Genomic DNA, 22,014 nt, shown 5'->3' on the forward strand with positions numbered 1-22,014 from the left:
GTGGTGCCGGGAGGGGTGGATTCCGCCGGCCGGAGGGGCGACATAGGGACCTCGCCGCGGGAGCCACGAGATGCCGATCGATCCGAGCCTGCCCTTCGTCCCGGTCAACATCGCCGTGCTGACCGTTTCCGACACCCGCGACCTCGCTTCCGACCGCTCCGGCCAGACGCTGCAGGACCGGATCGAGGCGGCCGGGCATCGCTGCGTCGCGCGGGAGATCGTCCGCGACGAGGCCGATGCGATCGAGGCGGTGCTGCGGCGCTGGATCGCCGATCCGGCGATCGATTGCGGCATCACCACGGGCGGGACCGGCATCACCGGCCGCGACGTAACGCCGGAGGCTTTCCAGCGGGTGCTGGAGAAGGAGATCGAGGGCTTCGGCGAGCTGTTCCGGATGCTGAGCTACCAGAAGATCGGCACCAGCACGATGCAGAGCCGGGCGCTGGGCGGCGTCGCTGACGGCACCTACCTGTTCGCGCTGCCGGGCAGCACCGGCGCCTGCAAGGATGCCTGGGACGACATCCTGCTCTACCAGCTCGATGCGCGGCACCGCCCCTGCAACCTGGTGGAGCTGATGCCGCGGCTGAAGGAGCACCTGAAGGCGGCGTGAGGCGGGCGGCGGCTCAGCTTTCCACGTCCGCCTCCGGCCGGTCGTCGCCGGCCGAGAATTCGGTGTGCCAGGCCCCGGTCTCGTCCTGGAACTCGATATAGGCCGCATTGCCGGGCACGTGCTGTTCCCGCGCCACGCGGTGCGCCGCGGCGAGCGCCGCCGAGCGCGTGGCGAAGGCCTCGGAGAAGACGTCGCCGAGCTTGTAGGCCCAGCCGCCGTCGTGCTGGACGATCCTGTAATGGATCCTGGTCATGCCGCAGTCCCTTCCGCTTGCGCCGCCCATATTGGCGCCGGCGGCCCGGCTTGCACCGGGGGGCGGCTTCACGCCTCCGGCGGCGGCACCGCCCCAGGGCGCGGGTCGATCGGCAGCAGCCGGTCGAGGCCGCTCGCCTGCTCGAACAGCGCCGCGGCGCGCAGCGCCACATCCTCCCGCCGCGGCGGCGCCGCGACCTGCAGCCCGACCGGGCGGCCGTGCTGGTCGAAGCCGCAAGGGACGGCGACCGCCGGGCTGCCGGCCAACGTCATCGTCGCGTTCAGCATCGACCCGCCCATGTAGTTGTCGAGCTTGCGGCCGGCGATGCTCTCCGGCGCGCGCAGCATGACGTCGAAGGCGGGCGTCGGCGCGGAAGGCGTGACAAAGACGTCGTACCGGCCGAAGATCCGCGCCATCTCGCGGTAGAAGCGGGCGCGCTCGCGGTCGGCCCAGGCGAGCTGGCTCGGCGTGGCATTCAGCCCTCGCTCGGTGTTCCAGACGATGTCGGGTTTCAGCAGGTCGCGTTTCTCGCGCAATTGGATTTCGCGATCGACGACGAAATGCTGGCTGCGCAGCACCAGCAGCGCCTCGGCCAGCTCGCCGAGGTCCGGCGAGACCTCCTCGACCACGCAGCCGAGGCCGGCGAAGCGGCGGATGGCGGCCTCGCAGATCGCCCGCATCTCGCGGTCCACTGCCAGCGCGCCGCCATAGTCGAGGGTGAAGGCGACGCGCGGGCGCCAGGTGCCGATGCCGCGGACCGCCTCGACATAGGGCAGCGCCGGCGCGTCGTAGGTCAGCGGGTCGGCGGGGTCCCAGCCCGCCATGGTGTCGAGGAAGAGCGCGAGGTCGGGGATGTTGCGCGCCATCGGCCCCTGCACCGAAAGCGGCGAGAAGAGGTTGTTCACCGTCCCCCGCGTGACGCGCCCGGGGCTCGGCCGGATGCCCACCACGCTGCAATAGGTGCCGGGCCGGCGCAGGCTGCCGGCATGGTCGGTGCCCTGGGCCAGCCAAGCCTCGCCGGTCGCCAGGCTGACCGCGCCGCCGCCGGTGCTGCCGCCGCAGGTCAGCGACGTGTTCCAGGGATTGCGGGTGCGGCCGAAGACCTCGTTGAAAGTCGATCCGCCGGCGCCGAATTCCGGGGTGTTCGACTTGCCGATGACGATGCCGCCGAGCGCCTCGATCCGCCGCACCACGGGGTGCGAGGCATCGGGCACGTGGTCCCTGAAGATCGGCGAGCCATAGGTGGTCCGCACCCCGGCGACGTCGGTCAGGTCCTTGATCGAGACCGGCAGGCCGCCGAGCCAGCCCGGCTCGCCGGCCCGCTCCGCGCCCTCCCCGGCCATGATCCGCCGCGCATGGTCGCGCGCGCGGTCGAGGCAGAGGGTCGGCAGCGCGTTCACCGCCGGCTCGACCGCGGCGATCCGCGCGGCGGCGGCCTCCACCAGCTCGAGCGGCGAGACCTCGCGGCGCGCGAGGCGCGCGACGGCCTCGGTCGCGGTCAGGCGGATCAGGTCGTCGGACATGCGGTGCTCCCCGGGCGAGGCGCCAGTATGCGTCAGGCGCGGTGCTTCTCCAGCCCCGCCCAGTCGAAGCCGATGCCATGCCCCGGCCGGTCCGGCGCGACGGCCATCCCCTCCTCGATCCGCAGGGGGTCGGCGATGTAGCGGTCGAGGCCGAAGCCGTGCGCCTCGAGGTAGGACCGGTTCGGGCAGGCGGCCAGCAGCTGCACCGTCACGTCGTGCGCGCCGTGGCTGGTGACCGGCAGGTGGAAGGCCTCGGCCAGGTGGGCGACCTTCATGAAGGCGGTGACGCCGCCGCAATTGGTCACGTCGGGCTCGGGGAAGGAGACCCCGCCGGCGGCGATCAGCGCCTGGAAATCCCAGAGGCTGCGGAGGTTCTCGCCGGAGGCGACCGGCACGCCGCCCTCGCGCAGCACGCGGGCGTGTCCGGCGACGTCCTCGGGCTGCACCGGCTCCTCCAGCCAGGTGGGGTCGTGCGGGGCGAAGGCGCGGGCGGCGCGGATCGCGGCATCGGCGGTCCAACGCATGTTGGCGTCGACCATCAGCGGGAAGCCGTCGCCGAGATGCGCCCGCATGGCGGCGAGCTTGGCGACGTCCTCCGACAGCCTGGGACGGCCGACCTTCATCTTGATGGCGCGGAAGCCGCGGGCGAGGTTGCCCTCGGTCTGCGCGATGAGCTCGGCCGCCGAGAGTTCGAGGTCGATGCCCCCGGCATAGCAGGGCACGCGCGGGTCATGCCCGCCGAGCAGCCGCCACAGCGCGGTGCCGGCCCGCCTCGCCTTGAGGTCCCAGAGGGCGATGTCGAAAGCGGATTGCGCGAGGACCGCCGGCCCGCCGCGGCCGCCATAGTGCAGGCCCCACCAGACATGCTGCCAGAGCGCCTCGATCCGGTCAGCGTCGTGCCCGGCGGCGAGCTCGGCGATCTCCCGCGCCAGGATGTGATGCACCGCGCCGCCGTTGCGGCCGACGGTATAGGTATAGCCGGTACCCTCGGCCCCATCGGCATCGGCGACGCGGCAGGTGATGAGTTCGAAATCCGCCATCGCGCCATGGGTGCTGTCGGTCAGCACCTCCGGCAGCGGGATGCGGTAATGGCCGGCCTCAATGCGGTCGAGCTTCGGCATGGCGCGTTCCCCCTTCCCTCGGACGGGAAGAGTAGGGCGGATCTCGCGGCGGGGCAGGCCCCTTCCGGCTTGCCGCGCCGGGACGGGCGCCAGCTTGGTGGCCTGGCCCACGCCCTGCGCGGGCCAGGCCGACGGGATCAGGCGCCAAGCGCCGCGAGCACCGCCTTCTTCGCCGCTTCCTTGCCCACCTTGACCGCCAGCGCCTCCAGCTGGTCCTCCCAGCGCTTGCTGGTTGGCCAGCCGATATCGCCGCCGGCATTGCGGTCGAAGTAGATCAGGCACTCGTTGGCCTTCACGTTGAACAGCGCGACCCGCTGCCCGGTCTGCACCGGCGTGCCGGGCGTGCCGCCGAGCACCTTCCACTCGAAGACCGGCGTCTTCGACCAGCCGAGATTGACGCCGACGGTGCGCTCCTCGTAGCGGACGAAGGACGGGTCGCCGCCATTGGCCAGCGCCACCATCTCGGCGTAGCGGAGCGGCATGTCGTCGCCCGCCTGGCGCGCCAGGAACCACCGGGAGACCTTGGCCGCGGTCTGCGCCGAGGCGTCGTCGGTCCAGCCGAGGTTGATGCCGAAGCGCTGCTCCTCGTGCTGCAGGAATTTGCCGGTCTTCATGCCCTTGAGGTTGTAGTTGCGCTCCGGCTGGCCATCGAATTTCGGCTTGGTGCGCATCGGCTCGGACCGGCCGGCGCCGAACATCCACTGCTTCATGTCCTCCGCCAAGGCGGCGACCGCGGCGGCGGGCATCGTGGCGCTGGCTGCGATGGGCGAGGCACTCAAAATCTGGTTCATGGAATGTCTCCTGCGGTGCGCTGCGCACCGCACGGAAGACTGCCGCAGCCGCGATGCCGGCCGGTATGTGGTGGCGCACGACGCGCGCGCCGCGGTTCAGGGCTGGCGCAGCAGCATCAGCCGGGCGGGCGCGCCGCGGCTGACCGTGACGATCGCGGCCTGCCGGAAGCGGCGAGCCAGCACGGCAAGGCGGCGCGGGTCGCCGGCCAGCAGCAGATGCCGCTCGCGCCAGGGCCCGTCGCCGCCGCTGCCTTCGGCCTGCGGCAGCCGCCGCGCGGCGGCGCGCAGCCGGGCCAGCATGCGGTCGTTCCAGCCGCGCGGCATGCGCCGGCTGAAGGGGTTCCAGGCACCGACGAAGCCGCCCTGCCGGACGCCGTGCCGGGCGAGCCAGGCATCCACCGCGCCGCTGCGCCGGCCAATGCGCGCAACGGCACCGGCGGCCTCGTAGTCGCTGCGGTGATAAGCTGCGTGCAGCCGCGCGCTCATGCCAACTGGAACAGCAATCCCTTGAGGTAGGCGCTCTCGGGCAGCGCCGGGTGCACCGGGTGGTCCGGCCCGGCGCCGCCCTGGAACAGCAGCTTGGCGTCGCGGCGCGCACGGCCCAGGCCCCAGATCACCGCATCGGCGAAGTCGCCCGGCGCGACATGGTGCGAGCAGGACGCGATGAACAGGAACCCGCCCGGCGCCACCAGCCCGGCTGCCAGCCGCGCCAGCTTGCCGTAGCCGCGCAGCGCCTGCGGCTGGTCCTTGCGCGCCTTGGCGAAGGCCGGCGGGTCGGCGACGACGATGTCGAAGCGCGTGCCGGCGGCGCCCATTTTCTCCAGCGCCTCCAGCGCCTCGGCCTTCTGCGCCTCGACGCGTTCGGCGAGATTGTTCGCCGCCGCCGTCTGCATGGCGAGATCGAGGGCATGCGCGCTGCGGTCGAGCAGCGTCACCCGCGCCGCCCCCGCCGCGGCGCAGCGCAGGCCGAAGCCGCCGGTATGGCAGAAGGCGTCCAGCACCGTGGCGCCGCGGGCAAGGCGCGCCACGCGGTCGCGGTTCTCCCGCTGGTCGTAGAACCAGCCGGTCTTCTGCCCGCCCAGCAGGTCGACGGAGAAGCCGAGTCCCCCTTCCTCGACCCGCGCCGTGGTCTCCTCGCCGAACAGCGGCGCGACGTTCTCGGCCAGCCCTTCCAGCGTCCGCACCGCGGCGTCGTTGCGGCCGATGATCAGGCGGGGCGAGACGAGGTCGCGCAGCGCCTGGACCAGCAGCGGCGTCAGCGCCTCCATGGCAGCCGTATTGGCCTGCAGCGCCAGGGCGTCGCCGTAGCGGTCGATCACCAGGCCGGGCAGGCCGTCGGCCTCGGCATGGACCAGGCGGTAGTAGGGCGTGTCGTAGAGCCTCTGGCGCAGCGCCAGCGCCGCGTTGAGCCGGCGCCTGGCCCAGTCGAGGTCGATCCTGGCGCCGGGGTCCCGGTCCAGCCGCCGGGCGGCGATCAGGCTGTGCGGGTTGAAGCTCCAGGTGCCGTGGTGCCAGCCGTCGTCGCCCTCCAGCCGCACCGGCGTGCCGGGCGGCAGCGCCTTCGCCGCCGCGGTCATGGCGATCTCGTTCGAGAAGGCCCAGGGATGGCCGGCCTTCACCCGCTGGTCGTGGCGCGGCAGCAGGCGGAGGAGCGGGTGCGGGGCGGAGCTCTCGGTCATGCGGCGGCGATAGGGCGGAGCGCCGCGGGGCGCAATGCGCGGGCCGGGACCCCAGGCTTGCCCCGCGCCGGCGGCCGGTCCACATGCACCCGCATGCGTATCGCCCGTGACCTGCCCACCCTGCGCGCCGAGGCCGCGAAGCTCGGCCCGATCGCCCTCGTCCCAACCATGGGGGCGCTGCATGCCGGCCACATCTCGCTGGTCGCCGCGGCGCGGCGGGAGGCGGCGGCGATGCGCGGCGCGGTCGCCGCCTCGATCTTCGTCAACCCGCTGCAATTCGGCCCGAACGAGGACCTGTCGCGCTACCCCCGCGACGAGGCCGGCGACCTGGCGGCGCTGGAGGCGGCGGGCTGCGACCTGGCCTGGCTGCCGGGGGTGGAGGCGATGTACCCGCCCGACCGCGCCACCGCGATCGAGGTCGAAGGCCCCTCCGCGGGCTGGGAAGGCGCCGCCCGCCCCGGGCATTTCCGCGGCGTCGCCACGGTCTGCGCCAAGCTCTTCCTGCAGACCGGGGCCCGGGTCGCGCTGTTCGGCGAGAAGGACTGGCAGCAGCTGCAGGTGGTGCGGCGGATGGTCGCCGACCTCGACATCCCCACCCGCATCATCGGCTGCCCGACGGTGCGGGAGGCGGACGGGCTGGCGATGTCGTCGCGCAACCGCTTCCTGGCGCCGGCGGAGCGCGCGCTGGCGCCGCGGGTGCATGCCGCGCTGCGGGACGCGGCGCAGGGAATGGCGGCCGGCCGCCCGGCCGCCGCGGCGCTCGGTGATGCGCGGGCCGGGCTGGCGGCCGAGGGCTTCGTGCTGGACTACCTGGCGCTGGTCGAGCCGGAGACGCTGCGCGAGACGGCGGCGCTGCCCGGGCGGCTGATCGTCGCGGCGCGGCTCGGCAGCGTGCGGCTGTTGGACAACATCGCGGCCTGACGCCCGCCGCCGCGCGGCCCGGCGGCAGCAACCCTCCGACCCCTGCTCCGTTGCCGGCTGGCGTCCCCGATGGACGCGGGTCCGGCGTTCCGCCGATCGGGCGGCCGGGCCGAGGAACGAGAGGACATCCCGTGGTTGCCACATCCGTGCCTGCCAGGCCGCTGCACCCGTTGCACGCGATCCTGCTTGCCTTCCCGCTGCCCTTGTTCCTCGGCGCGCTGCTCAGCGACGTCGCTTATGCCGAGAGCTTCGAGGTGCAGTGGGCGAATTTCGCCGCCTGGCTGAATGCCGGCGCCCTGCTCTTCGGCGGCTTCGCCGTGCTCTGGGCGCTGATCGACCTGGTCCGTGCCGGCCGGGCGCGCCGCGGGCATGCCGGCCTCTACTTCGCCGCGCTGGCCGCGATGTGGGTGCTCGGCCTGGTCGGCGCCTTCGTCCATGGCAAGGATGCCTATGCGATCATGCCGGAAGCGCTCTACCTCTCGGCGGTCGTGGCGCTGCTCGCGCTCGTCGCTTCCTGGCTGGGCTATTCCGGCGTCCGGCCCGCAACCGTGGCAGGAGAGGCGGCATGAAGCGCGCAGCCCTGCTGATCGGCGCCGCGGCGCTGGCCCTCTCCGCCTGCGACGGCGACCCCGGCCCCGAGCAGCACGGGTCCAGCCCGCAGCTGCCGGACCCGCAGCGCGGCCTGCTGCCCGACATGGTCATCCCGAAGCCGGCGGCCTGGGGCGAGGCGCGCCCGACGGTGCCGCAGGGCTACCGGATCGCCGCCATCGCCACGGACCTGCGGATCCCGCGCCAGACCCTGGTGCTGCCCAACGGCGACATCCTGGTGGCCGAGGGCACCGGCGGCAACGAACAGCCGTACCGCCCGAAGGACTTCATCGCCACCTGGATCAAGGCCAAGGGCAAGACCCCGGTGCCCGGCGGCAACCGGCTGACGCTGCTGCGCGACGCCGATGGCGACGGCAGCTACGAGGCGCGGAGCGTCTTCGCCGAGCACCTCAACGGGCCCTATGGCCTCGCCTTCGCCAATGGCGCCATCTACGTCGCCAACCAGGATTCGCTGGTGCGCTTCGACTACCGCGAGGGCCAGACCGCGGCGAGCGGGCCGCCGGCGCTGGTCACCTTGCTGCCCTCGGCCATCAACCATCATTGGACGAAGTCGCTCGCCGCCAGCCCGGACGGCCGCTTCCTCTATGTCGGCATCGGCTCCAACAGCAACATCACCGAGCGCGGGATGGAGGTGGAGGCCGACCGCGCGCGGGTCTGGCAGATCGACGCGCAGACCGGCGCGCACCGGCCCTATGCCACGGGGATCCGCAACCCGACCTCGCTCGCCATCCAGCCGGGCACCGACCAGCTCTGGGCGGTGGCGAACGAGCGCGACGAGATCGGCCCCAACCTGGTGCCGGACTACCTGACCTCGGTGAAGGAGGGCGCCTTCTACGGCTGGCCCTACAGCTACTGGGGCCAGCACGTGGACGACCGCGTGCGGCCGCAGGACCCGCAGAAGGTCGCCGCGGCGATCCCGCCGGACTATGCGCTCGGCGCGCATGTGGCGGCGCTGGGGCTGGCCTTCTCGGCCCCGGCGATGGGCGGGGATTTCGCTTCGGGCGCCTTCGTCGGCGAGCATGGCAGCTGGAACCGCAACAAGCCGGTCGGCTACCGGGTGGTCTTCGTGCCGTTCCGCGACGGCAAGCCGGCCGGCGACCCGGTCGACGTCGTGACCGGATTCCTGACCGGCGACGGCAAGACGCGGGGACGGCCGGTCGGGGTTTCGGTCGATCCGCGGGGCGCCCTGATCGTCGCCGACGACGTGTCGAACACGGTCTGGCGGGTCACCGCGAACCGCTGACGCCGCGGCCCGGCGCGGCGCGGCGAAGTCGCTGCCCCGGTGGCCGCCGCTACCAGCCGGCGAAGTCCCGCACCTCCGCGGGGCTGCGGCCCGCCTCCCGCAGCGCCCGCAGCGTCGGCGCGCGGTCGCGCTTGGCCAGCCGCCGGCCGTTTGGGCCGAGCAGCAGCCCATGATGCGCATAAGCCGGCTCCGGCCAGCCGAGCAGCGCCTGCAACAGCCGGTGCAGGTGCGTCGCCGGCTTCAGGTCCGCCCCGCGCGTCACGAGCGTCACGCCCTGCAGCGCGTCGTCATGGGTGACGCAGAGGTGGTAGCTGGCCGGCACCTCCTTCCGCGCCAGCACCGCGTCGCCAAACTGCGCGGGGTCGCAGCGCAGCCGCCCCTCGCCGAGCTCGTGGAAGGAAAGGTCGGGCGGCGCGACGGCCAGCGCGGCCGCCATGTCGAGCCGCAGCGCATGCGGCTCCCCGGCGGCGATCCGCGCCGCGCGCTCAGCGGGCGGCAGCCGCCGGCAGGTGCCGGGATAGAGCGGGCCATCGGGACCATGCGGCGCATGGCCCGAGGCGGCGATCTCCCGCTGGATCGCGCCGCGGGTGCAGAAGCAGGGATAGACCAGGCCGCGCGCCGCCAGCCGGTCCAGCGCCGCGCGGTAGTCGGGCAGGTGGCGCGACTGCACCCGCACCGGGCCGTCCCAGCGCAGGCCGAGCCAGGCGAGGTCGGCCTCGGCCGCCGCGGCGAATTCCGGCCGGCAGCGGGTCGGGTCGATGTCCTCGAGCCGCAGCAGGAAGCGACCGCCGGCCGCCTCGGCCAGCGCCGCGGCGAAGCAGGCCGCATGGGCATGGCCGAGATGCAGGAGGCCGGTCGGGCTCGGCGCGAAGCGCGTCACCGCCCCGGGCGGCGGGTCGGGCAGCAGATGACGGAGGCTTGCGGTTGCTGGCATCGGCGCTTGCGCGTAGCGGGAGATGCGCGAGAGGAGCAAGACCATGGCCCAACTCGATGGCCCCCGCATCGGTCCCGCCTCGGGCGGCCCGGCGAAGCAGCTGGTGGTGCTGCTGCACGGGCTCGGTGCCGATGGCCGGGACCTGATCGACCTCGCCGCCGGTTGGGGCCAGGCCCTGCCCGAGGCCGCCTTCGTCGCGCCCGACGCGCCGGAGGCCTGCGACATGGCCCCCTATGGCCGGCAATGGTTCAGCGCGCAGGACCGCCGCCCCGCGGTGATCGCGGCCGGCGCCATGGCGGCGCGCCTGCCGCTGGACCGCTTCCTCGATGCCGAGCTGGGGCGGCTTGGCCTGCCGGGCTCGGCCCTGGCGCTGGCCGGGTTCAGCCAGGGCTGCATGATGGCATTGTACGCCGGGCTGCGCCGGGCGGTGCCGCCGGCCGCGATCCTCGGCTATTCCGGCGCGCTGCTGGCGCCGGAGGCCCTGGCGGCGGAGATCACCGGCCGCCCGCCGGTGCTTCTGGTGCATGGCGAGGCGGACGACATCGTCCCGGTCGCGGCGACCCGCACGGCCGAGGCGGCGCTGCGCCGGGCGGGGGTGCCGGTGGAGGCGCTGTACCGCCCGGGCCTCGCGCATGGCATCGATGAGGCCGGGCTGGCGGCCGGCCGGCGCTGGCTTGAGGCCGCCTTCGGCACCCGGCCTGAACCCGGAACCGGGGCGTGACGAAAGCATGAAAGCCCTGGCCGGCGGGGCGTGGCGGCTTGCAGACTCGTCCACGCACTGGCAAGAATGCCGGGAGACTCGGCGGTGCCACAGCATTTGGGGCCCAGACGCAGTATCAGGCCCCCATCTGTAGCTGACCCCGCCCTGCAAAGGAGCGGCACTTGCCTGACGGCGGTAGCTTCATCGGTGGCCAGTCCTTCCCGGCGCTCGTGCTGAACGCGGATTTCCGCCCGCTCTCCTATTTCCCTCTGTCGATCTGGTCCTGGCAGGACGCGGTCAAGGCGGTCTTCCTCGACCGCGTCTCGGTGCTGAACGAATACGAGGCGGAGGTGCATTCGCCGACCGTTTCGATGCGGTTGCCGAGCGTGATCGCGCTGAAGGAATACATCCCCTCAGCACGGCGGCCGGCCTTCACCCGGTTCAACGTCTTCCTGCGCGACCACTTCGCCTGCCAGTATTGCGGCGACCACCGGCCGACGCATGACCTGACCTTCGACCACGTGATCCCGCGCAGCCGCGGCGGCCGCACCACCTGGGAGAATGTCTGCACCGCCTGCGGCCCCTGCAACCTGCGCAAGGGCAACAGGCTGCCGCGCGAGTGCAACATGCTGCCGCGCCAGACCCCGCGCCAGCCGACCAGCTGGGAACTGCAGGAGAACGGCCGGGCCTTCCCGCCGAACTACCTGCACGAAAGCTGGCGGGACTACCTGTACTGGGATTCCGAGCTGGAGAGCTGAGGCAAGGCCGGGGAGGGAAACGGGTTTTCCCTCCCCGAACCCCTCCCTTCCCTTTTGTGGGCTTGGCATTCGCCGCGCGGCGCGTGCCGGACTGAAGAAGTGGACGAGGGGTTGGCGGCGTGCCTCCCGTCAGGAGAATGCCGTCTCCCCGGACGGGTCCTCAGCGATGCACCACCGACCAGGCGGGCGCCCGGCCGGCGAAGACCTCCCGCAGCCAGCCCGCCGCCTCCGCCGTCGCCGTCGTGCAGCGGTCCACCTTGCCGGCCCAGAAATAGAAGCCGTGGTTCAGCCCGAGCCAGCGGGTGCAGGCGACCGTCACCCCGGCCGCGGCCAGCTTCGCCGCATAGGCCTCGCCCTCGTCGCGCAGCGGGTCGTACTCGGCGGTGGTGACCAGGGCGGGCGGCAGGCCGGCGAGGGTCGCCGCCTTGATCGGCGCGGCATGAGGATGGGCGGAGTCGCGCGCCGGGTCGGCGAGGTAGTGGCCCCAGAACCACTCCATGGTGGCGCGCGTCAGGCCGTAGCCCTCGGCATTCTCGGCATAGGAGGGCCAGCCGGGCGTGTGCCAGTCGGTGACGGGGTAGAGCAGCAGCTGGCCGATGGGCCGCGGCCCGCCCTCGTCGCGCAGCCGCAGCGCGACCACCGCCGCCAGGTTGCCCCCGGCGCTGTCGCCGCCGACCACCAGCCGGGCCGGATCGGCGCCGAGTTCGGCGGCATGCCCGGCGCACCAGCGGGTGGCGGCCAGGCAGTCCTCCGGCGCCGCGGGGAAAGGGTGTTCCGGCGCCAGCCGGTAGTCGACCGAGGCGACGACGCAGCCCGCGCCGGTGCAAAGGTTGCGGCAGATGCCGTCGTGGGTGTCGAGGCTGCAGAGCACGAAGCCGCTGCCGTGGAAGAAGACGAGCAGCGGGAAGGGCCCCTGCCCCCGCGGCGTGTAGATCCGCAGCCTCAAGGGCGCGCCCGACGGCCCGGCGATCTCCCGCTCCTCCACCCGCGCCACCTCGGCCGGCGGCGCCATGGCGGCGATGCGCGCCTCGTACTGCGCCCGCGCGGCCTCGGGGCTCAGGGTCTCGGTGCGCGGCAGGTGGCGCCCGGCGTCGAGCAGCGCCTGGATCTGCGGGTCCACCGGCATGGTCGTCTCTCCCAAGGCTTCGGCGGGAGCGTGGCGCAGGCAGCGCCGGGCGACAACTACCGCGCCTTGACCGGCCGGCGCCCGTGGCTGTCCTGCGGCACGCCCTTGCCGAGCGACATGTGGCTGTGCACCCCGACCCAGCGCCCGTCCGGCTGCCGCGCCATCACGATGGTCGCCCGGCCCGGCCGCGGGAAGGCCGTGCCGTCCGGGTGGAAGCCGGTGCTGGTCCAGGGCGTGACCGCCACCGCCATGGCGCCGTCGGGCGAGGCCAGCACCTCGGTATTCGCCAGGTCGAAGGCGAAGTCCGCGGTGCGCGGCCAGACATTGTCCCATTGCGTGTCGGTCCAGGCCTGCCGGCTGCGGACCAGCTCCTGGAAGGTGCCGAAGATGACGATGGCGTCGTGCCAGAAGGGATAGGCCGAGGCGTAGTCCACCTCCCGCACGCAGGCGGCGAAACGGGCGAGCCAGTCCTTGATGGCGGCCGTCGTCGCCGCATCGGCCTCCGGCAGGGGAAGGTTCGGCATCAGACCCGCTCGCTGACCTTGATCGCCAGCTTGCAGCCGGCCTTGATCGCCGCGCTCAGCACCCGGTAGCCCGGCGTCAGCTCGGCCTCGTGCTCGAGGCCGGTGTCGCGGTGCTCCAGCTCCTCGGCGCGGAACTGCTCCACCTTGCCGCGCAGCTCCGCCTCGTCCTCGCCGAGCGCGGCCTCCTGTGCCTGGTAGTGCTCGTCGATCGCCTCCTCCACCGCGACGGTGCAGGCCATCGCCGCGCGGTGGCCGAGCAGCGCCGTCGCCGCGCCGAGCGCGAAGCCGGCCACGTGCCAGACCGGCAGCAGCGCGGTCGGCCGCACCCGGCGCCTGGAGATCAGCCCGGTGAAGGTGTCGAGGTGCTCCTGCTCCTGCGCCTGCATGTGGCGGATGATCGGCTCCCATTTCGTGCCGCGCAGCACCGCCAGCTGGCCCTGGTAGATGCGCTTGGCGCCGTACTCGCCGGCATGGTCGACGCGGATCACCCGCTCGACATACTGGCGGGCGGTCAGGTCGCCGGGCAGGCGGCCCTCGGCGGTCTTGCGGGTCATGGTATGGCTCCTCTCCGCCAGAAGATGAGGCCGAGCCCCGAAAGGCCAAGCGCATAGAGCAGGTTCATCGCCGCCATCGAGACCGGCAGGCCGGCGACCAGGTAGGTCGGCGCGTCGCAGGGCTTGGACGGCGCCGCCGAGAGCGACTTCAGCATGTCGTCCACGCTGCCGCCGAGCGTCGCCCGCGGCGCCTGGCAGCCCGGCAGGGGCGAGGGCCACCAGCCCTGCTCGACGCCGACATGGAAGGCCGCCACCGCGCCCGAGGCCAGCACGGCGAGGATCGCGGCGCCGGCCAGCAGCCGCCGGGCGCGCGGGACGGCCGCCGCCGCCAGGGCCAGGACCGCCGCGACCCAATAGGGCCAGCGCTGCCACATGCAGAGCTCGCAGGGTGCGATGCCCCAGATCCCCTCGCTGGCCCGGGCGAAGAGCGGCGCGGCGGCGGCGAGCCCCGCGAAAAGCAGCATCGGCAGCATGCCGCCTTTCTCCCCTGCCCCCGGCGGCGGCGCAACCCGGCGCGGCTTGGGACGCGGCGCCGGCCGATGCTAGGCTGGCGCGAACAGGGACGGGGAATGCGCCATGCTGAAGATCTGGGGCCGGGCGAGCTCGAGCAACGTGATGAAGGTGCTCTGGCTCTGCGAGGAGCTGTCGATCCCCTGCGAGCGGATCGATGCCGGCGGCGCCTTCGGCCGCACCACGGAGCCCTTCTACCTCGCGATGAACCCGAACAGCCGGGTGCCGACCATCGAGGAGCCGGACGGCTATTCGCTCTGGGAGAGCAACTCGATCCTCCGCTACCTCGTCGCCTCGCGGAAGCCGGGCGACCCGGTCCACCCGACCGCGCCCAAGCTCCGCGGCGAGGTCGAGCGCTGGATGGACTGGCAGCTGGCGACGCTCTCGGGGCCGATGACCACGATCTTCTTCACCTTTGTCCGCACCCCCGAGGCGCAGCGCGACATGGCCGCCGCCGCCCGGGCGCGCGACGAGGCCGAGGCGCTCTGGCACATCGTCGACCGGCAGCTGCAGGGGCGGGACTACGTCGCGGGCGGCTTCTCGCTGGCCGAGATCGCGCTCGGCCCCTACCTGCACCGCTGGTTCGCCCTGCCGGTCGAGCGGGCGCCGATGCCGAACCTCGAAGGCCTCTATGCCCGGCTCCGCGCGCAGCATCCGGGCTTCGCCGCGCACGTCGCCGTGGAGATGAGCTGAGATGGCGCAGCTGCTCACCGTCTGGGGCCGGGCCAGCTCGGTCAACGTCATGAAGGTGCTCTGGCTGCTGGACGAGCTGGCCATCCCCTTCGACCGGATCGAGGCCGGGGGCGCCTTCGGCCGCACCCGCGACCCCGACTATGCCGCGATGAACCCCAATGCGACGGTGCCGACCCTGGTGATGCCGCACGGCTACTCGCTGTGGGAGAGCCATTCGATCCTGCGCTACCTTTGCCGCACCCAGCCCGGCGGCAATGCCTTCTACTGCGAGGCGCCCGAAGCGCGGGCGGACGTCGAGCGCTGGATGGACTGGACGCTGGCCTCGATGAACGAGCCGATGCGGGTGGTCTTCTGGGCCCTGGTCCGCACCCCGGAGGCCGAGCGCGACATGGCCGCGGTGGCGCGGGCGCGCGACGCGGCCGAGCGACTGTGGCGGATCGCCGAGGCGCAACTCGCGGGGCGCGACTTCATCGCCGGCGACTTCAGCATCGCCGACATGGCGCTCGGCGGCTTCCTGCACCGCTGGTACGCCCTGCCGATCGAGCGGGCCGGGCTGCCGCGGCTGCGCGGCTGGTACGAGCGGCTGCTGGACCGGCCGGCCTACCGGAAGCACGTGGCGGTGCCGCTGACCTGAGCGGCGAAGCCTTGCCCCGGCGCGGGCCGCGGTTTCAGCTTGTTCTGAGGACTATATTCCTTTTATCCTGCCGCGTTGTGGTTCGGAGGCCGGCGCATGATAGGATCCGCATCCCCGCACAGCCGCGCCGGCCTGCCCGTCCGCGCCTCGGGCTTTGTCCGAAACCGCCGATCCCGCGCCGCGCCGGACCCGGGATGCAGCGCGGCGCCGCGGCCTTCGGCGGGGTGGCCCGCCGCAGCGGCGCCATGATGCCTCGCGGGACTTTGTCCGAAAACGCGAATCCCGGGCCGGCCGGCGGCCTCGCGGTGCCGGCCGGGTGCCGCGGCAACCCCGGCGGCAGCCGCGCGCTCGGGATGTCGCGGAGCGAACAGTTTACCCCGGCAGTCGGTTGGCAGGATCCGGCGGCGCCTGCAGTTATCCTTCGGAAAGGTTATGCCGCCATCGGCGTCCAGCCGCCGTACCGCCAGAACACCTGCTGCTCCCGCATGGCGCCGGATGCGGCGCTTGCCCGAGGGATGCCGCGATGACCCCCGACCCCGGTCCTCCCCGCAGCAAGGCGCGCTTCGGCGTCGCCGGGCTCGACGACGTCCTGGCCGGCGGCCTGGCACCGGGCCGGGTCTATCTGCTGGAGGGCAATCCCGGCACCGGCAAGACCACCATTGCCCTGCAATTCCTGCAGGAAGGTGCCGCGCGCGGCGAGCGCGGGCTCTATGTGACCTTGTCCGAATCGGAGGCCGAACTGCGCGACGGCGCCGCCTCGCATGGCTGGTCGCTGCGGCCGGAGATCAGCGTCTTCGAGCTGGTGCCGCCCGAGAGCCTGCTCGATGCCGACCAGCAGCAAAGCCTGCTCTATTCCTCCGACCTCGAGCTCGGCGAGACCACGCGGCTGGTCTTCGAGGCGGTGGAGCGCAACCGGCCGTCCCGCGTCGTGCTCGACAGCCTCTCCGAGATCCGCCTGCTGGCGCAGAGCTCGCTCCGCTACCGCCGGCAGATCCTGGCGATGAAGCACTACTTCGCCCGGCACGGCGCCACCGTGCTGATGCTCGACGACCTCACCACCGATGCCCAGGACAAGACCGTGCACAGCGTGGCGCATGGCGTGATCCGGCTGGAGGAGCTGGCGCCCTCCTACGGCGCCGAGCGCCGGCGGCTGCGGGTCATCAAGTACCGCGGCCAGGCCTATCGCGGCGGCTTCCACGACTTCGCCATCGAGACCGGCGGGGTGCGGGTCTTTCCCCGCCTGGTCGCCGCCGAGCACCGCGTCGCCTTCACCCGCAGCCGGCAGGGCAGCGGCATCGTCGAACTGGACCAGATCCTCGGTGGCGGGGTGGAGCGCGGCTCGAGCACGCTGCTGCTCGGCCCGGCCGGGTCGGGCAAGTCGCTGCTCACCCTGCAGTTCATCGCCGCCACCGTGGCGCGCGGCGAGAAGGCGGCGCTCTTCGTCTTCGACGAGGAAGTCGGCTTGCTGACCGACCGGGCGAAGGCGATGGGCCTCGACCTCGCGGCGATGCGGAACGCCGGGGGACTGCTGCTGGAACAGGTGGATGCGGCCGAGCTGTCGCCCGGCGAATTCGCCCACCGGGTCCGGCACAGCGTGAACTCCGCCGGCATCCGCACGGTCGTCATCGACAGCCTGAACGGCTACCAGGCCGCCATGCCGGACGAACGCGACCTCATCCTGCACATCCACGAATTGCTGCAATACCTGAACCGGCAGGGCACCACGACATTCCTGCCGATCGCTCAGCATGGGTTGGTCGGCGACATGAAGGCACCTGTCGACGTCACCTACCTCGCGGATACCGTCGTCCTGCTGCGCTACTTCGAGGCGGTGGGCCGGGTGCGCCGCGCCATCTCGGTGATCAAGAAGCGCGGCGGCGCGCATGAAGACACGATCCGCGAATTCCGCATCGACGGGCGGGGGATCACCATCGGCGCGCCGCTCGACAGCTTCCAGGGCGTGCTGCGCGGGGTGCCGGTCTATATCGGCACCAGCGGCCCGCTGCTCGACGACCTGCCGGCGTGACGGCGCCCACGCCCTTCCAGGCCCTGCCCCCGGCCAACGGCGCAGCGCCGGCCGATGCCCAGGCCGAACGGGCGCTGGTCCTGGCGCCGCGCGGCCGCGACGCGCCGCTCGCCGCGGCGCTGCTGCAGGAGGCTGGGATCGCCGCCGAGCCCGTTGGCGGCGTGTCGGCGCTGCTGGCGGCGATGCAGGGCGGCGCCGGCCTGGCGGTGGTGGCCGAGGAGGCCTTCCGCGATGTCGACCTCGCCCCGCTGGCGGCGCTGCTCGCGGAGCAGCCGCCCTGGTCCGACTTCCCCTTCGTGCTGCTGACCGGCCGCGGCGGCGGGCCGGAGCGCAATCCGGCGGCGGTGCGGCTCTGGGGCGTGCTGGGCAACGTCTCCTTCCTCGAGCGGCCCTTCCACCCGACCACGCTGGTCAGCGTGGTCCGCGCCGCGCTGCGCGGCCGCCACCGGCAATACGAGGCGCGCGCCCGGCTGGAGGAGGTCCGCCGCGGCGAGGAGGCGCTGCAGCGCGCCAATGCCATGCTGGAGGAACGCGTCGCCGAGCGGACCCGCGCGCTCAGCGAGGCCTACGACCTGCTGACCGTGCAGATGGCCGAGCGCGAGCGGGTCGAGGCGCAGCTCCGGCAGTCGCAGAAGGTGGAGGCGATCGGCCAGCTCACCGGCGGCGTCGCGCACGACTTCAACAACCTGCTGATGGCGGTGCTCGGCAACCTGTCGCTGCTGCGCAAGCGGCTGCCGCCGGATGACGCGCGCAGCCATCGGCTGATCGAGGGCGCGGTGCAGGGCGCCCAGCGCGGCGCGGCACTGACCCAGCGGCTGCTGGCCTTCGCGCGCCGCCAGGACCTGCGGCCCGAGCCGGTGGACCTCGCCGCGCTGGTCGAGGGGATGGGCGACCTGCTGCGGCGCTCGCTCGGGCCGCGGGTCGAGCTGGCGGTCGAGGCCGCGGCGGGGCTGCCCAAGGCGATGGCGGATCCCAACCAGCTCGAGCTCGCGCTGCTGAACCTCGCGGTCAATGCGCGGGACGCGATGCCGGAGGGCGGGCGGCTGACCATCCGGCTCGATGCCGTGGCGCCGGATGCGGTCCCGAGCCTGGCCGGCACCGCGGCCTGCTACCTGCGGCTGCGGGTCGCGGATACCGGGACCGGGATGGACGCGGCGACGCTGGCCCGCGCCGTGGAGCCCTTCTTCTCGACCAAGCCGGTCGGCCAGGGCACCGGCCTCGGGCTCTCGATGGCGCATGGCGTGGCGCGGCAGCTCGGCGGCGACCTGCGGCTGAGCAGCACCCCCGGCGAGGGCACCACGGCCGAGCTGCTGCTGCCCGCCGCGGTCGCCGGGCCGGGCGCCGAGGCGGCGGCCGAGGCCGCGGCCGTGCCGGGCCCGGCGACGGCGGCGCCGCCCTCGCGCGTCCTGCTGGTCGACGACGACCCGCTGATCATCCGCAGCACCGCCGACATGCTGGAGGACCTGGGCCATACCGTGCTGGAAGCGGAGTCCGGCGCTAAGGCCCTGGCGCTGCTGGCGGACGGCGCGACGGTGGACCTGCTGGTGACCGACTATGCCATGCCGGGGATGACCGGGCTCGAGGTCGCGCTGGCGGCGCAGCGGCTGCGCCCCGGGCTGCAGGTCGTGCTGGCGAGCGGCTTCGTCGACCTGGCGAACGGCTCGGCACCGGCCGACCTGCCGCGGCTGACCAAGCCCTATCGGCAGGAGGAGCTGGCGCGGGTGATCGACCAGGTGCTGACCCCCGGGCCGCGCCGGCCGGGCTGCGGCGGAACGCATCCCGGCCTCGCGGATGCGGGGCTGGCCCGGCATTGACCGCGGCGGCGGGTCAGGCGTCGTTGGCGCCCTCGAGCACGCCGAGGAAGGCCCGGCACCAGGCCCTGGCGCCGTCCTGGCGGACCGAGACGGCGCAGTCGTCGAAGCGGGCCCGGCGTTCCGCGCGGTTCATGCTCAGCGCCTGGTCGAGCGCTTCGGCGATCTCGTCGGGGTCAAGCGGGTTGACCAGCAGCGCGCCGGGCAGCTGCGCGACGGCACCGGCGAAGCGGGACAGCACCAGCACGCCGGGGTCGTCCGGGTCCTGCGCCGCGACGTATTCCTTGGCGACCAGGTTCATGCCGTCGCGGAGCGGCGTGACCAGCCCGACACGGGCCATGCGCATGAAGCCGGCCAGCACCGGGCGGGCGACGGCGCGGGTCATGTAGCGCAGCGGCGCCCAGTCCGGCTCGGCATAGGCGCCGTTGATGCGGCCGACCCATTCGTCGAGCTCCCGCCGCAGCGCGCGGTACTGCGCCACGTCGCCGCGGGAGACCGGGGCGACCTGCAGGTAGGTGACCCTGGAGCGGTGGCCCTTGAAGCGCGCCAGCAGCTGGCCGTAGCCGCAGAAGCGCTGCGGCAGCCCCTTGGTGTAGTCGAGGCGATCCACCCCGATGATCAGCGCGCGGTCGACCAGGGACTGGCGGAAGCGCTCGGTTTCCCGCTTGGCCATGGCCTTCTCGGCCAGCGCGGTGAAGGGCTCGGCCTCGATCCCGATGGGAAAGGCATGGACGCGGGCCGCGGCCTCGGCCTGCCCCGCCCCCGCCAGCGCCTCGCGCAGGTTGCCGGCATCGTCCTCGGTCTGCACTCCGATGACGTCGTAGGCGGCGAGGTCGGCGAGCAGTTCCTCGGCCCGCGGCAGGGCGCAGAACAGGCCGCCCGGCGGGAAGGGCACGTGCAGGAAGAAGCCGATCCGCTGCCGCCCGCCCAGGCGGCGCAGCTCGGCGGCGAAGGGAAAGAGGTGGAAGTCGTGCGCCCAGACCGTGTCGTCGGGCCGCAGCATCGGCGCCAGCGCCGCGGCGAAGGCGGCATTCACCTTGCGGTAGCCGGCATGGTCCTCGCGCGAGAAATGCGCAAGGCCGAGCCGGTAGTGCAGCGTCGGCCAGAGCGAGCCGTTGGCGAAGCCCTGGTAGAAGCGGCGGTAGTCCTCCCGCCCCAGGTCGAGCGTCGCATAGGTGATGCGGCCGACCCTGAGCTCGGTCGGTTCCGCGGCGGTCGCCTCGGCGATCTGGCCGGACCAGCCGAACCACAGCGCCTCCCGCCGGGTCAGCGCATCCTTCAGCGCGACGGCCAGGCCACCCGCCGTGGCGCCGCGTTCCCGGGGGTTGGGGACGCGGTTGGCGACGATCACCAGGCGGTTCACGGAGAGGTGCCGGACGGTCCGGGCGGGGCGGCAGCCAGCGCCAGCCAATCGCGCAGCGCGGCCGGGCTGCCGAAGGCATCCTGCAGCCGCCAGCCCTGACCGCCGAAGCGGCGGGCGACCTCCATCCCCTCCTCGTCCGTCACGTCGTCGCCGATGAAGACCGGGACGCGGCCGGCGAAGGGCGGGCGGGACATCAGCGCGTTCACCGCGGTGCCCTTGGAGGCGCCGCGCGGGCGAACCTCCCAGGCCATGCGGGCCTCGAGCAGGGTAAAGCCCGCCGGGTCCTCGGCGACCAGGGAGGCGAGCAGCGCCTCCGCTTCCGGCCCGGCCTCGGGGGCCTGGCGGTAGTGGATGACGAAGCCGTGCTCCTTGTCCTCGATCAGCGCCGCGGGATGCCGCCTGAGCCATTCGGCCGCGCGGGCGCGCCAGGCGGCGGGCGCATGCGGCAGCCCGTTGCCGATCGGCGGCTGGTACGGATCGGGGCGGAGCGTCGCACCGTGGTCGCCGGCCATGGCGATCGGCACCGGCAGGAAGTGGTCGAGGTCGCGCAGCGGCCGGCCGCTGACCACGGCCAGCGCGCCGGACAGTTCCTCCGCCAGCCGGCGCAGCAGGCCGGGGAGCTCGGGTGGGACACGAATGGCATCAGGCCTGGCGGCGATCTCCACCAGAGTGCCATCGAAATCGAGGAGCAGCGCCGCGCGTCCGATGGGGCCCAATCCGGGCACGCCTGGTGGCGGCGGCAGGAAGAAAGGTCCAGCCATCAGCCTGGACAAGGCCAGGGCGGCGTTGCGGTTGCGTCGCGAGGCCGCGAGGCAGGCCGAAAACGCCGCGACGGTGTCCTAGCGTGGGCGGCGGACGACCTCGGGGTCGGGCTGGCGCATGCCCCAGAGGGCCAGCGCCGGGGGCAACACGCCGACGATCAGCCAGTGGATCAGCGCGGCCTGGCGGGCCAGCCAGCCGGCATCCCAGAGGACGACGCAGCCCAGCTGCACAGCCAGCATCCAGACGACGGCGACGGCCAGGGCGCGCTGCTCGGCGCGCGCCTGCGGTCGGGAGGCTTCCCGCATGCGCGGCTTCCCTTCAAGCTGGCGAGGCGGCCGCCCCGAATGGCGTCCACGCGCGAATACTACACGCATCCGTGAAGAATGCACACGAAAAAGGGAGCGAACTCATGCCCGACGTTGCCCCGAGCCATGCCCCAGCGGGTGCACCTGGGACCGCCGCCGGCGGCCGCACCCTGGTCCGCCACGCCGAGGGCGCCGAATTCGATGCTGGGCTTCGCGCCTTCTTCACCTACCGCGACCTCGGCATGCGGGAGGCCTCGGGCGGCAGCATCGGCGCCAACGTTGTCCGCGCGGTGCCGGGCACCCATGCCGCGCCGCATTGGCACTGGCACGAGGTGACCTTCCAAATGGTCTATATCCTGAAGGGCTGGGTGCGGTTCGAGTACGAGGATGCCGGGGAGGTGCTGCTGCGTCCCGGCGACTGCGTCTACCAGGCGCCGCGGGTGCGACACCGGGAGATCGAGCATTCCAACGACCTCGAACTGATCGAGATCACCGCGCCGGCGGAATTCGAGACCCATTCAGGCGAATAAGGCTTGGCGCTGGACCGGCGCGGGGCCGCGGGCT

25 protein-coding genes are annotated in these 22,014 nt (G+C 73.2%); 11 read left to right on the plus strand and 14 right to left on the minus strand.

From position 1 onward, the window contains the following. The first annotated feature begins 70 nt into the window (after positions 1-70). Positions 71-610, plus strand: a complete 540-nt coding sequence (gene moaB / locus E2C06_RS01320; protein ID WP_133286768.1) for a molybdenum cofactor biosynthesis protein B — start codon at positions 71-73, stop codon at positions 608-610. Positions 611-623: 13 nt separating this feature from the next. On the opposite strand, the gene E2C06_RS01325 is transcribed toward moaB, so the two are convergent. From E2C06_RS01325 to E2C06_RS01350, 6 genes are all read right to left on the minus strand, one after another. Beyond that, positions 624-863 (minus strand): DUF2188 domain-containing protein, encoded by a 240-nt coding sequence (locus E2C06_RS01325; protein WP_133286769.1) that lies wholly within the window; start codon positions 861-863, stop codon positions 624-626. Positions 864-931: 68 nt separating this feature from the next. Continuing rightward, entirely contained in the window at positions 932-2,386 is a 1,455-nt protein-coding gene (locus E2C06_RS01330; protein WP_133286770.1) for an amidase, read from the minus strand. Positions 2,387-2,418: 32 nt separating this feature from the next. Beyond that, positions 2,419-3,507: a mandelate racemase/muconate lactonizing enzyme family protein gene (locus tag E2C06_RS01335; protein ID WP_133286771.1), complete on the minus strand. Its 1,089-nt coding sequence runs from the start codon at positions 3,505-3,507 to the stop codon at positions 2,419-2,421. 137 nt (positions 3,508-3,644) lie between these two features. After that, positions 3,645-4,298, minus strand: a complete 654-nt coding sequence (locus tag E2C06_RS01340; protein ID WP_133286772.1) for a hypothetical protein — start codon at positions 4,296-4,298, stop codon at positions 3,645-3,647. A gap of 96 nt (positions 4,299-4,394) precedes the next feature. Further along, the gene (locus E2C06_RS01345) at positions 4,395-4,784 is read right to left on the minus strand and encodes a DUF3293 domain-containing protein (RefSeq protein ID WP_133286773.1); all 390 of its coding nucleotides are present in this window, start codon (positions 4,782-4,784) and stop codon (positions 4,395-4,397) included. Beyond that, complete coding sequence (locus E2C06_RS01350) at positions 4,781-5,977, minus strand: class I SAM-dependent rRNA methyltransferase (RefSeq protein WP_133286774.1); 1,197 nt, start codon at positions 5,975-5,977, stop codon at positions 4,781-4,783. Before E2C06_RS01350 ends, E2C06_RS01345 begins: the two co-directional genes overlap by 4 nt. 93 nt (positions 5,978-6,070) lie before the next feature. Between E2C06_RS01350 and panC the strand changes: the two genes are divergently transcribed. From panC to E2C06_RS01365, 3 genes are all read left to right on the plus strand, one after another. After that, positions 6,071-6,898, plus strand: a complete 828-nt coding sequence (panC, locus tag E2C06_RS01355; protein WP_133286775.1) for a pantoate--beta-alanine ligase — start codon at positions 6,071-6,073, stop codon at positions 6,896-6,898. Positions 6,899-7,029: 131 nt separating this feature from the next. Continuing rightward, positions 7,030-7,467: a DUF2231 domain-containing protein gene (locus tag E2C06_RS01360; protein WP_133286776.1), complete on the plus strand. Its 438-nt coding sequence runs from the start codon at positions 7,030-7,032 to the stop codon at positions 7,465-7,467. Beyond that, positions 7,464-8,750, plus strand: coding sequence for a PQQ-dependent sugar dehydrogenase (locus E2C06_RS01365; RefSeq protein ID WP_133286777.1), 1,287 nt, complete (start codon positions 7,464-7,466; stop codon positions 8,748-8,750). Before E2C06_RS01360 ends, E2C06_RS01365 begins: the two co-directional genes overlap by 4 nt. 49 nt (positions 8,751-8,799) lie before the next feature. Here the strand turns inward: E2C06_RS01365 and gluQRS are convergent, their stop codons facing one another. After that, positions 8,800-9,684: a tRNA glutamyl-Q(34) synthetase GluQRS gene (gene gluQRS / locus E2C06_RS01370; RefSeq protein WP_133286778.1), complete on the minus strand. Its 885-nt coding sequence runs from the start codon at positions 9,682-9,684 to the stop codon at positions 8,800-8,802. A gap of 43 nt (positions 9,685-9,727) precedes the next feature. On the opposite strand from gluQRS, the gene E2C06_RS01375 reads away from it, so the two are divergent. After that, entirely contained in the window at positions 9,728-10,405 is a 678-nt protein-coding gene (locus tag E2C06_RS01375) for an alpha/beta hydrolase (protein WP_133286779.1), read from the plus strand. Between the two features lie 161 nt (positions 10,406-10,566). Continuing rightward, the gene (locus E2C06_RS01380; protein ID WP_193560405.1) at positions 10,567-11,142 is read left to right on the plus strand and encodes an HNH endonuclease; all 576 of its coding nucleotides are present in this window, start codon (positions 10,567-10,569) and stop codon (positions 11,140-11,142) included. Between the two features lie 160 nt (positions 11,143-11,302). Here the strand turns inward: E2C06_RS01380 and E2C06_RS01385 are convergent, their stop codons facing one another. From E2C06_RS01385 to E2C06_RS01400, 4 genes are read right to left on the minus strand one after another with little or no spacing between them, the layout of a single operon-like run. Then, positions 11,303-12,268, minus strand: a complete 966-nt coding sequence (locus E2C06_RS01385; protein ID WP_133286780.1) for an alpha/beta hydrolase — start codon at positions 12,266-12,268, stop codon at positions 11,303-11,305. 56 nt (positions 12,269-12,324) lie between these two features. After that, the gene (locus E2C06_RS01390; protein WP_133286781.1) at positions 12,325-12,792 is read right to left on the minus strand and encodes a YybH family protein; all 468 of its coding nucleotides are present in this window, start codon (positions 12,790-12,792) and stop codon (positions 12,325-12,327) included. After that, positions 12,792-13,346, minus strand: a complete 555-nt coding sequence (locus E2C06_RS01395; protein ID WP_133286782.1) for a demethoxyubiquinone hydroxylase family protein — start codon at positions 13,344-13,346, stop codon at positions 12,792-12,794. The genes E2C06_RS01390 and E2C06_RS01395 overlap by 1 nt, the downstream gene beginning before the upstream one ends. After that, positions 13,343-13,819 (minus strand): disulfide bond formation protein B, encoded by a 477-nt coding sequence (locus E2C06_RS01400; RefSeq protein WP_133286783.1) that lies wholly within the window; start codon positions 13,817-13,819, stop codon positions 13,343-13,345. Before E2C06_RS01400 ends, E2C06_RS01395 begins: the two co-directional genes overlap by 4 nt. Before the next feature lie 103 nt (positions 13,820-13,922). On the opposite strand from E2C06_RS01400, the gene E2C06_RS01405 reads away from it, so the two are divergent. The 4 genes from E2C06_RS01405 (at position 13,923) to E2C06_RS01420 (ending at position 19,023) form a co-directional block, all read left to right on the plus strand. Next, on the plus strand, positions 13,923-14,549 hold the full coding sequence (locus tag E2C06_RS01405) for a glutathione S-transferase family protein (RefSeq protein ID WP_133286784.1): 627 nt from the start codon (positions 13,923-13,925) through the stop codon (positions 14,547-14,549). Between the two features lies 1 nt (position 14,550). Beyond that, positions 14,551-15,183: a glutathione S-transferase family protein gene (locus tag E2C06_RS01410; protein WP_133286785.1), complete on the plus strand. Its 633-nt coding sequence runs from the start codon at positions 14,551-14,553 to the stop codon at positions 15,181-15,183. A gap of 523 nt (positions 15,184-15,706) precedes the next feature. Then, the gene (locus E2C06_RS01415) at positions 15,707-17,209 is read left to right on the plus strand and encodes an ATPase domain-containing protein (protein ID WP_133286786.1); all 1,503 of its coding nucleotides are present in this window, start codon (positions 15,707-15,709) and stop codon (positions 17,207-17,209) included. Further along, on the plus strand, positions 17,206-19,023 hold the full coding sequence (locus E2C06_RS01420; protein ID WP_241671056.1) for an ATP-binding protein: 1,818 nt from the start codon (positions 17,206-17,208) through the stop codon (positions 19,021-19,023). Before E2C06_RS01415 ends, E2C06_RS01420 begins: the two co-directional genes overlap by 4 nt. Before the next feature lie 13 nt (positions 19,024-19,036). Here the strand turns inward: E2C06_RS01420 and E2C06_RS01425 are convergent, their stop codons facing one another. The 3 genes from E2C06_RS01425 to E2C06_RS01435 form a co-directional block, all read right to left on the minus strand. Then, entirely contained in the window at positions 19,037-20,383 is a 1,347-nt protein-coding gene (locus E2C06_RS01425) for an alpha,alpha-trehalose-phosphate synthase (UDP-forming) (protein ID WP_133286787.1), read from the minus strand. Beyond that, a complete protein-coding gene (otsB, locus tag E2C06_RS01430; protein ID WP_370451394.1) occupies positions 20,380-21,108 on the minus strand; it encodes a trehalose-phosphatase in 729 nt (242 codons plus the stop codon). Before otsB ends, E2C06_RS01425 begins: the two co-directional genes overlap by 4 nt. Positions 21,109-21,222: 114 nt before the next feature. Then, positions 21,223-21,450, minus strand: a complete 228-nt coding sequence (locus E2C06_RS01435; RefSeq protein WP_133286789.1) for a hypothetical protein — start codon at positions 21,448-21,450, stop codon at positions 21,223-21,225. 104 nt (positions 21,451-21,554) lie between these two features. Here E2C06_RS01435 and E2C06_RS01440 point away from each other — a divergent pair, with 104 nt between their 5' ends. Next, positions 21,555-21,980 (plus strand): cupin domain-containing protein, encoded by a 426-nt coding sequence (locus tag E2C06_RS01440; RefSeq protein WP_133286790.1) that lies wholly within the window; start codon positions 21,555-21,557, stop codon positions 21,978-21,980. Positions 21,981-22,014: the final 34 nt, after the last annotated feature.

The sequence above is a fragment of the Dankookia rubra genome (assembly GCF_004355005.1).
Lineage (GTDB): Bacteria > Pseudomonadota > Alphaproteobacteria > Acetobacterales > Acetobacteraceae > Paracraurococcus > Paracraurococcus ruber_A.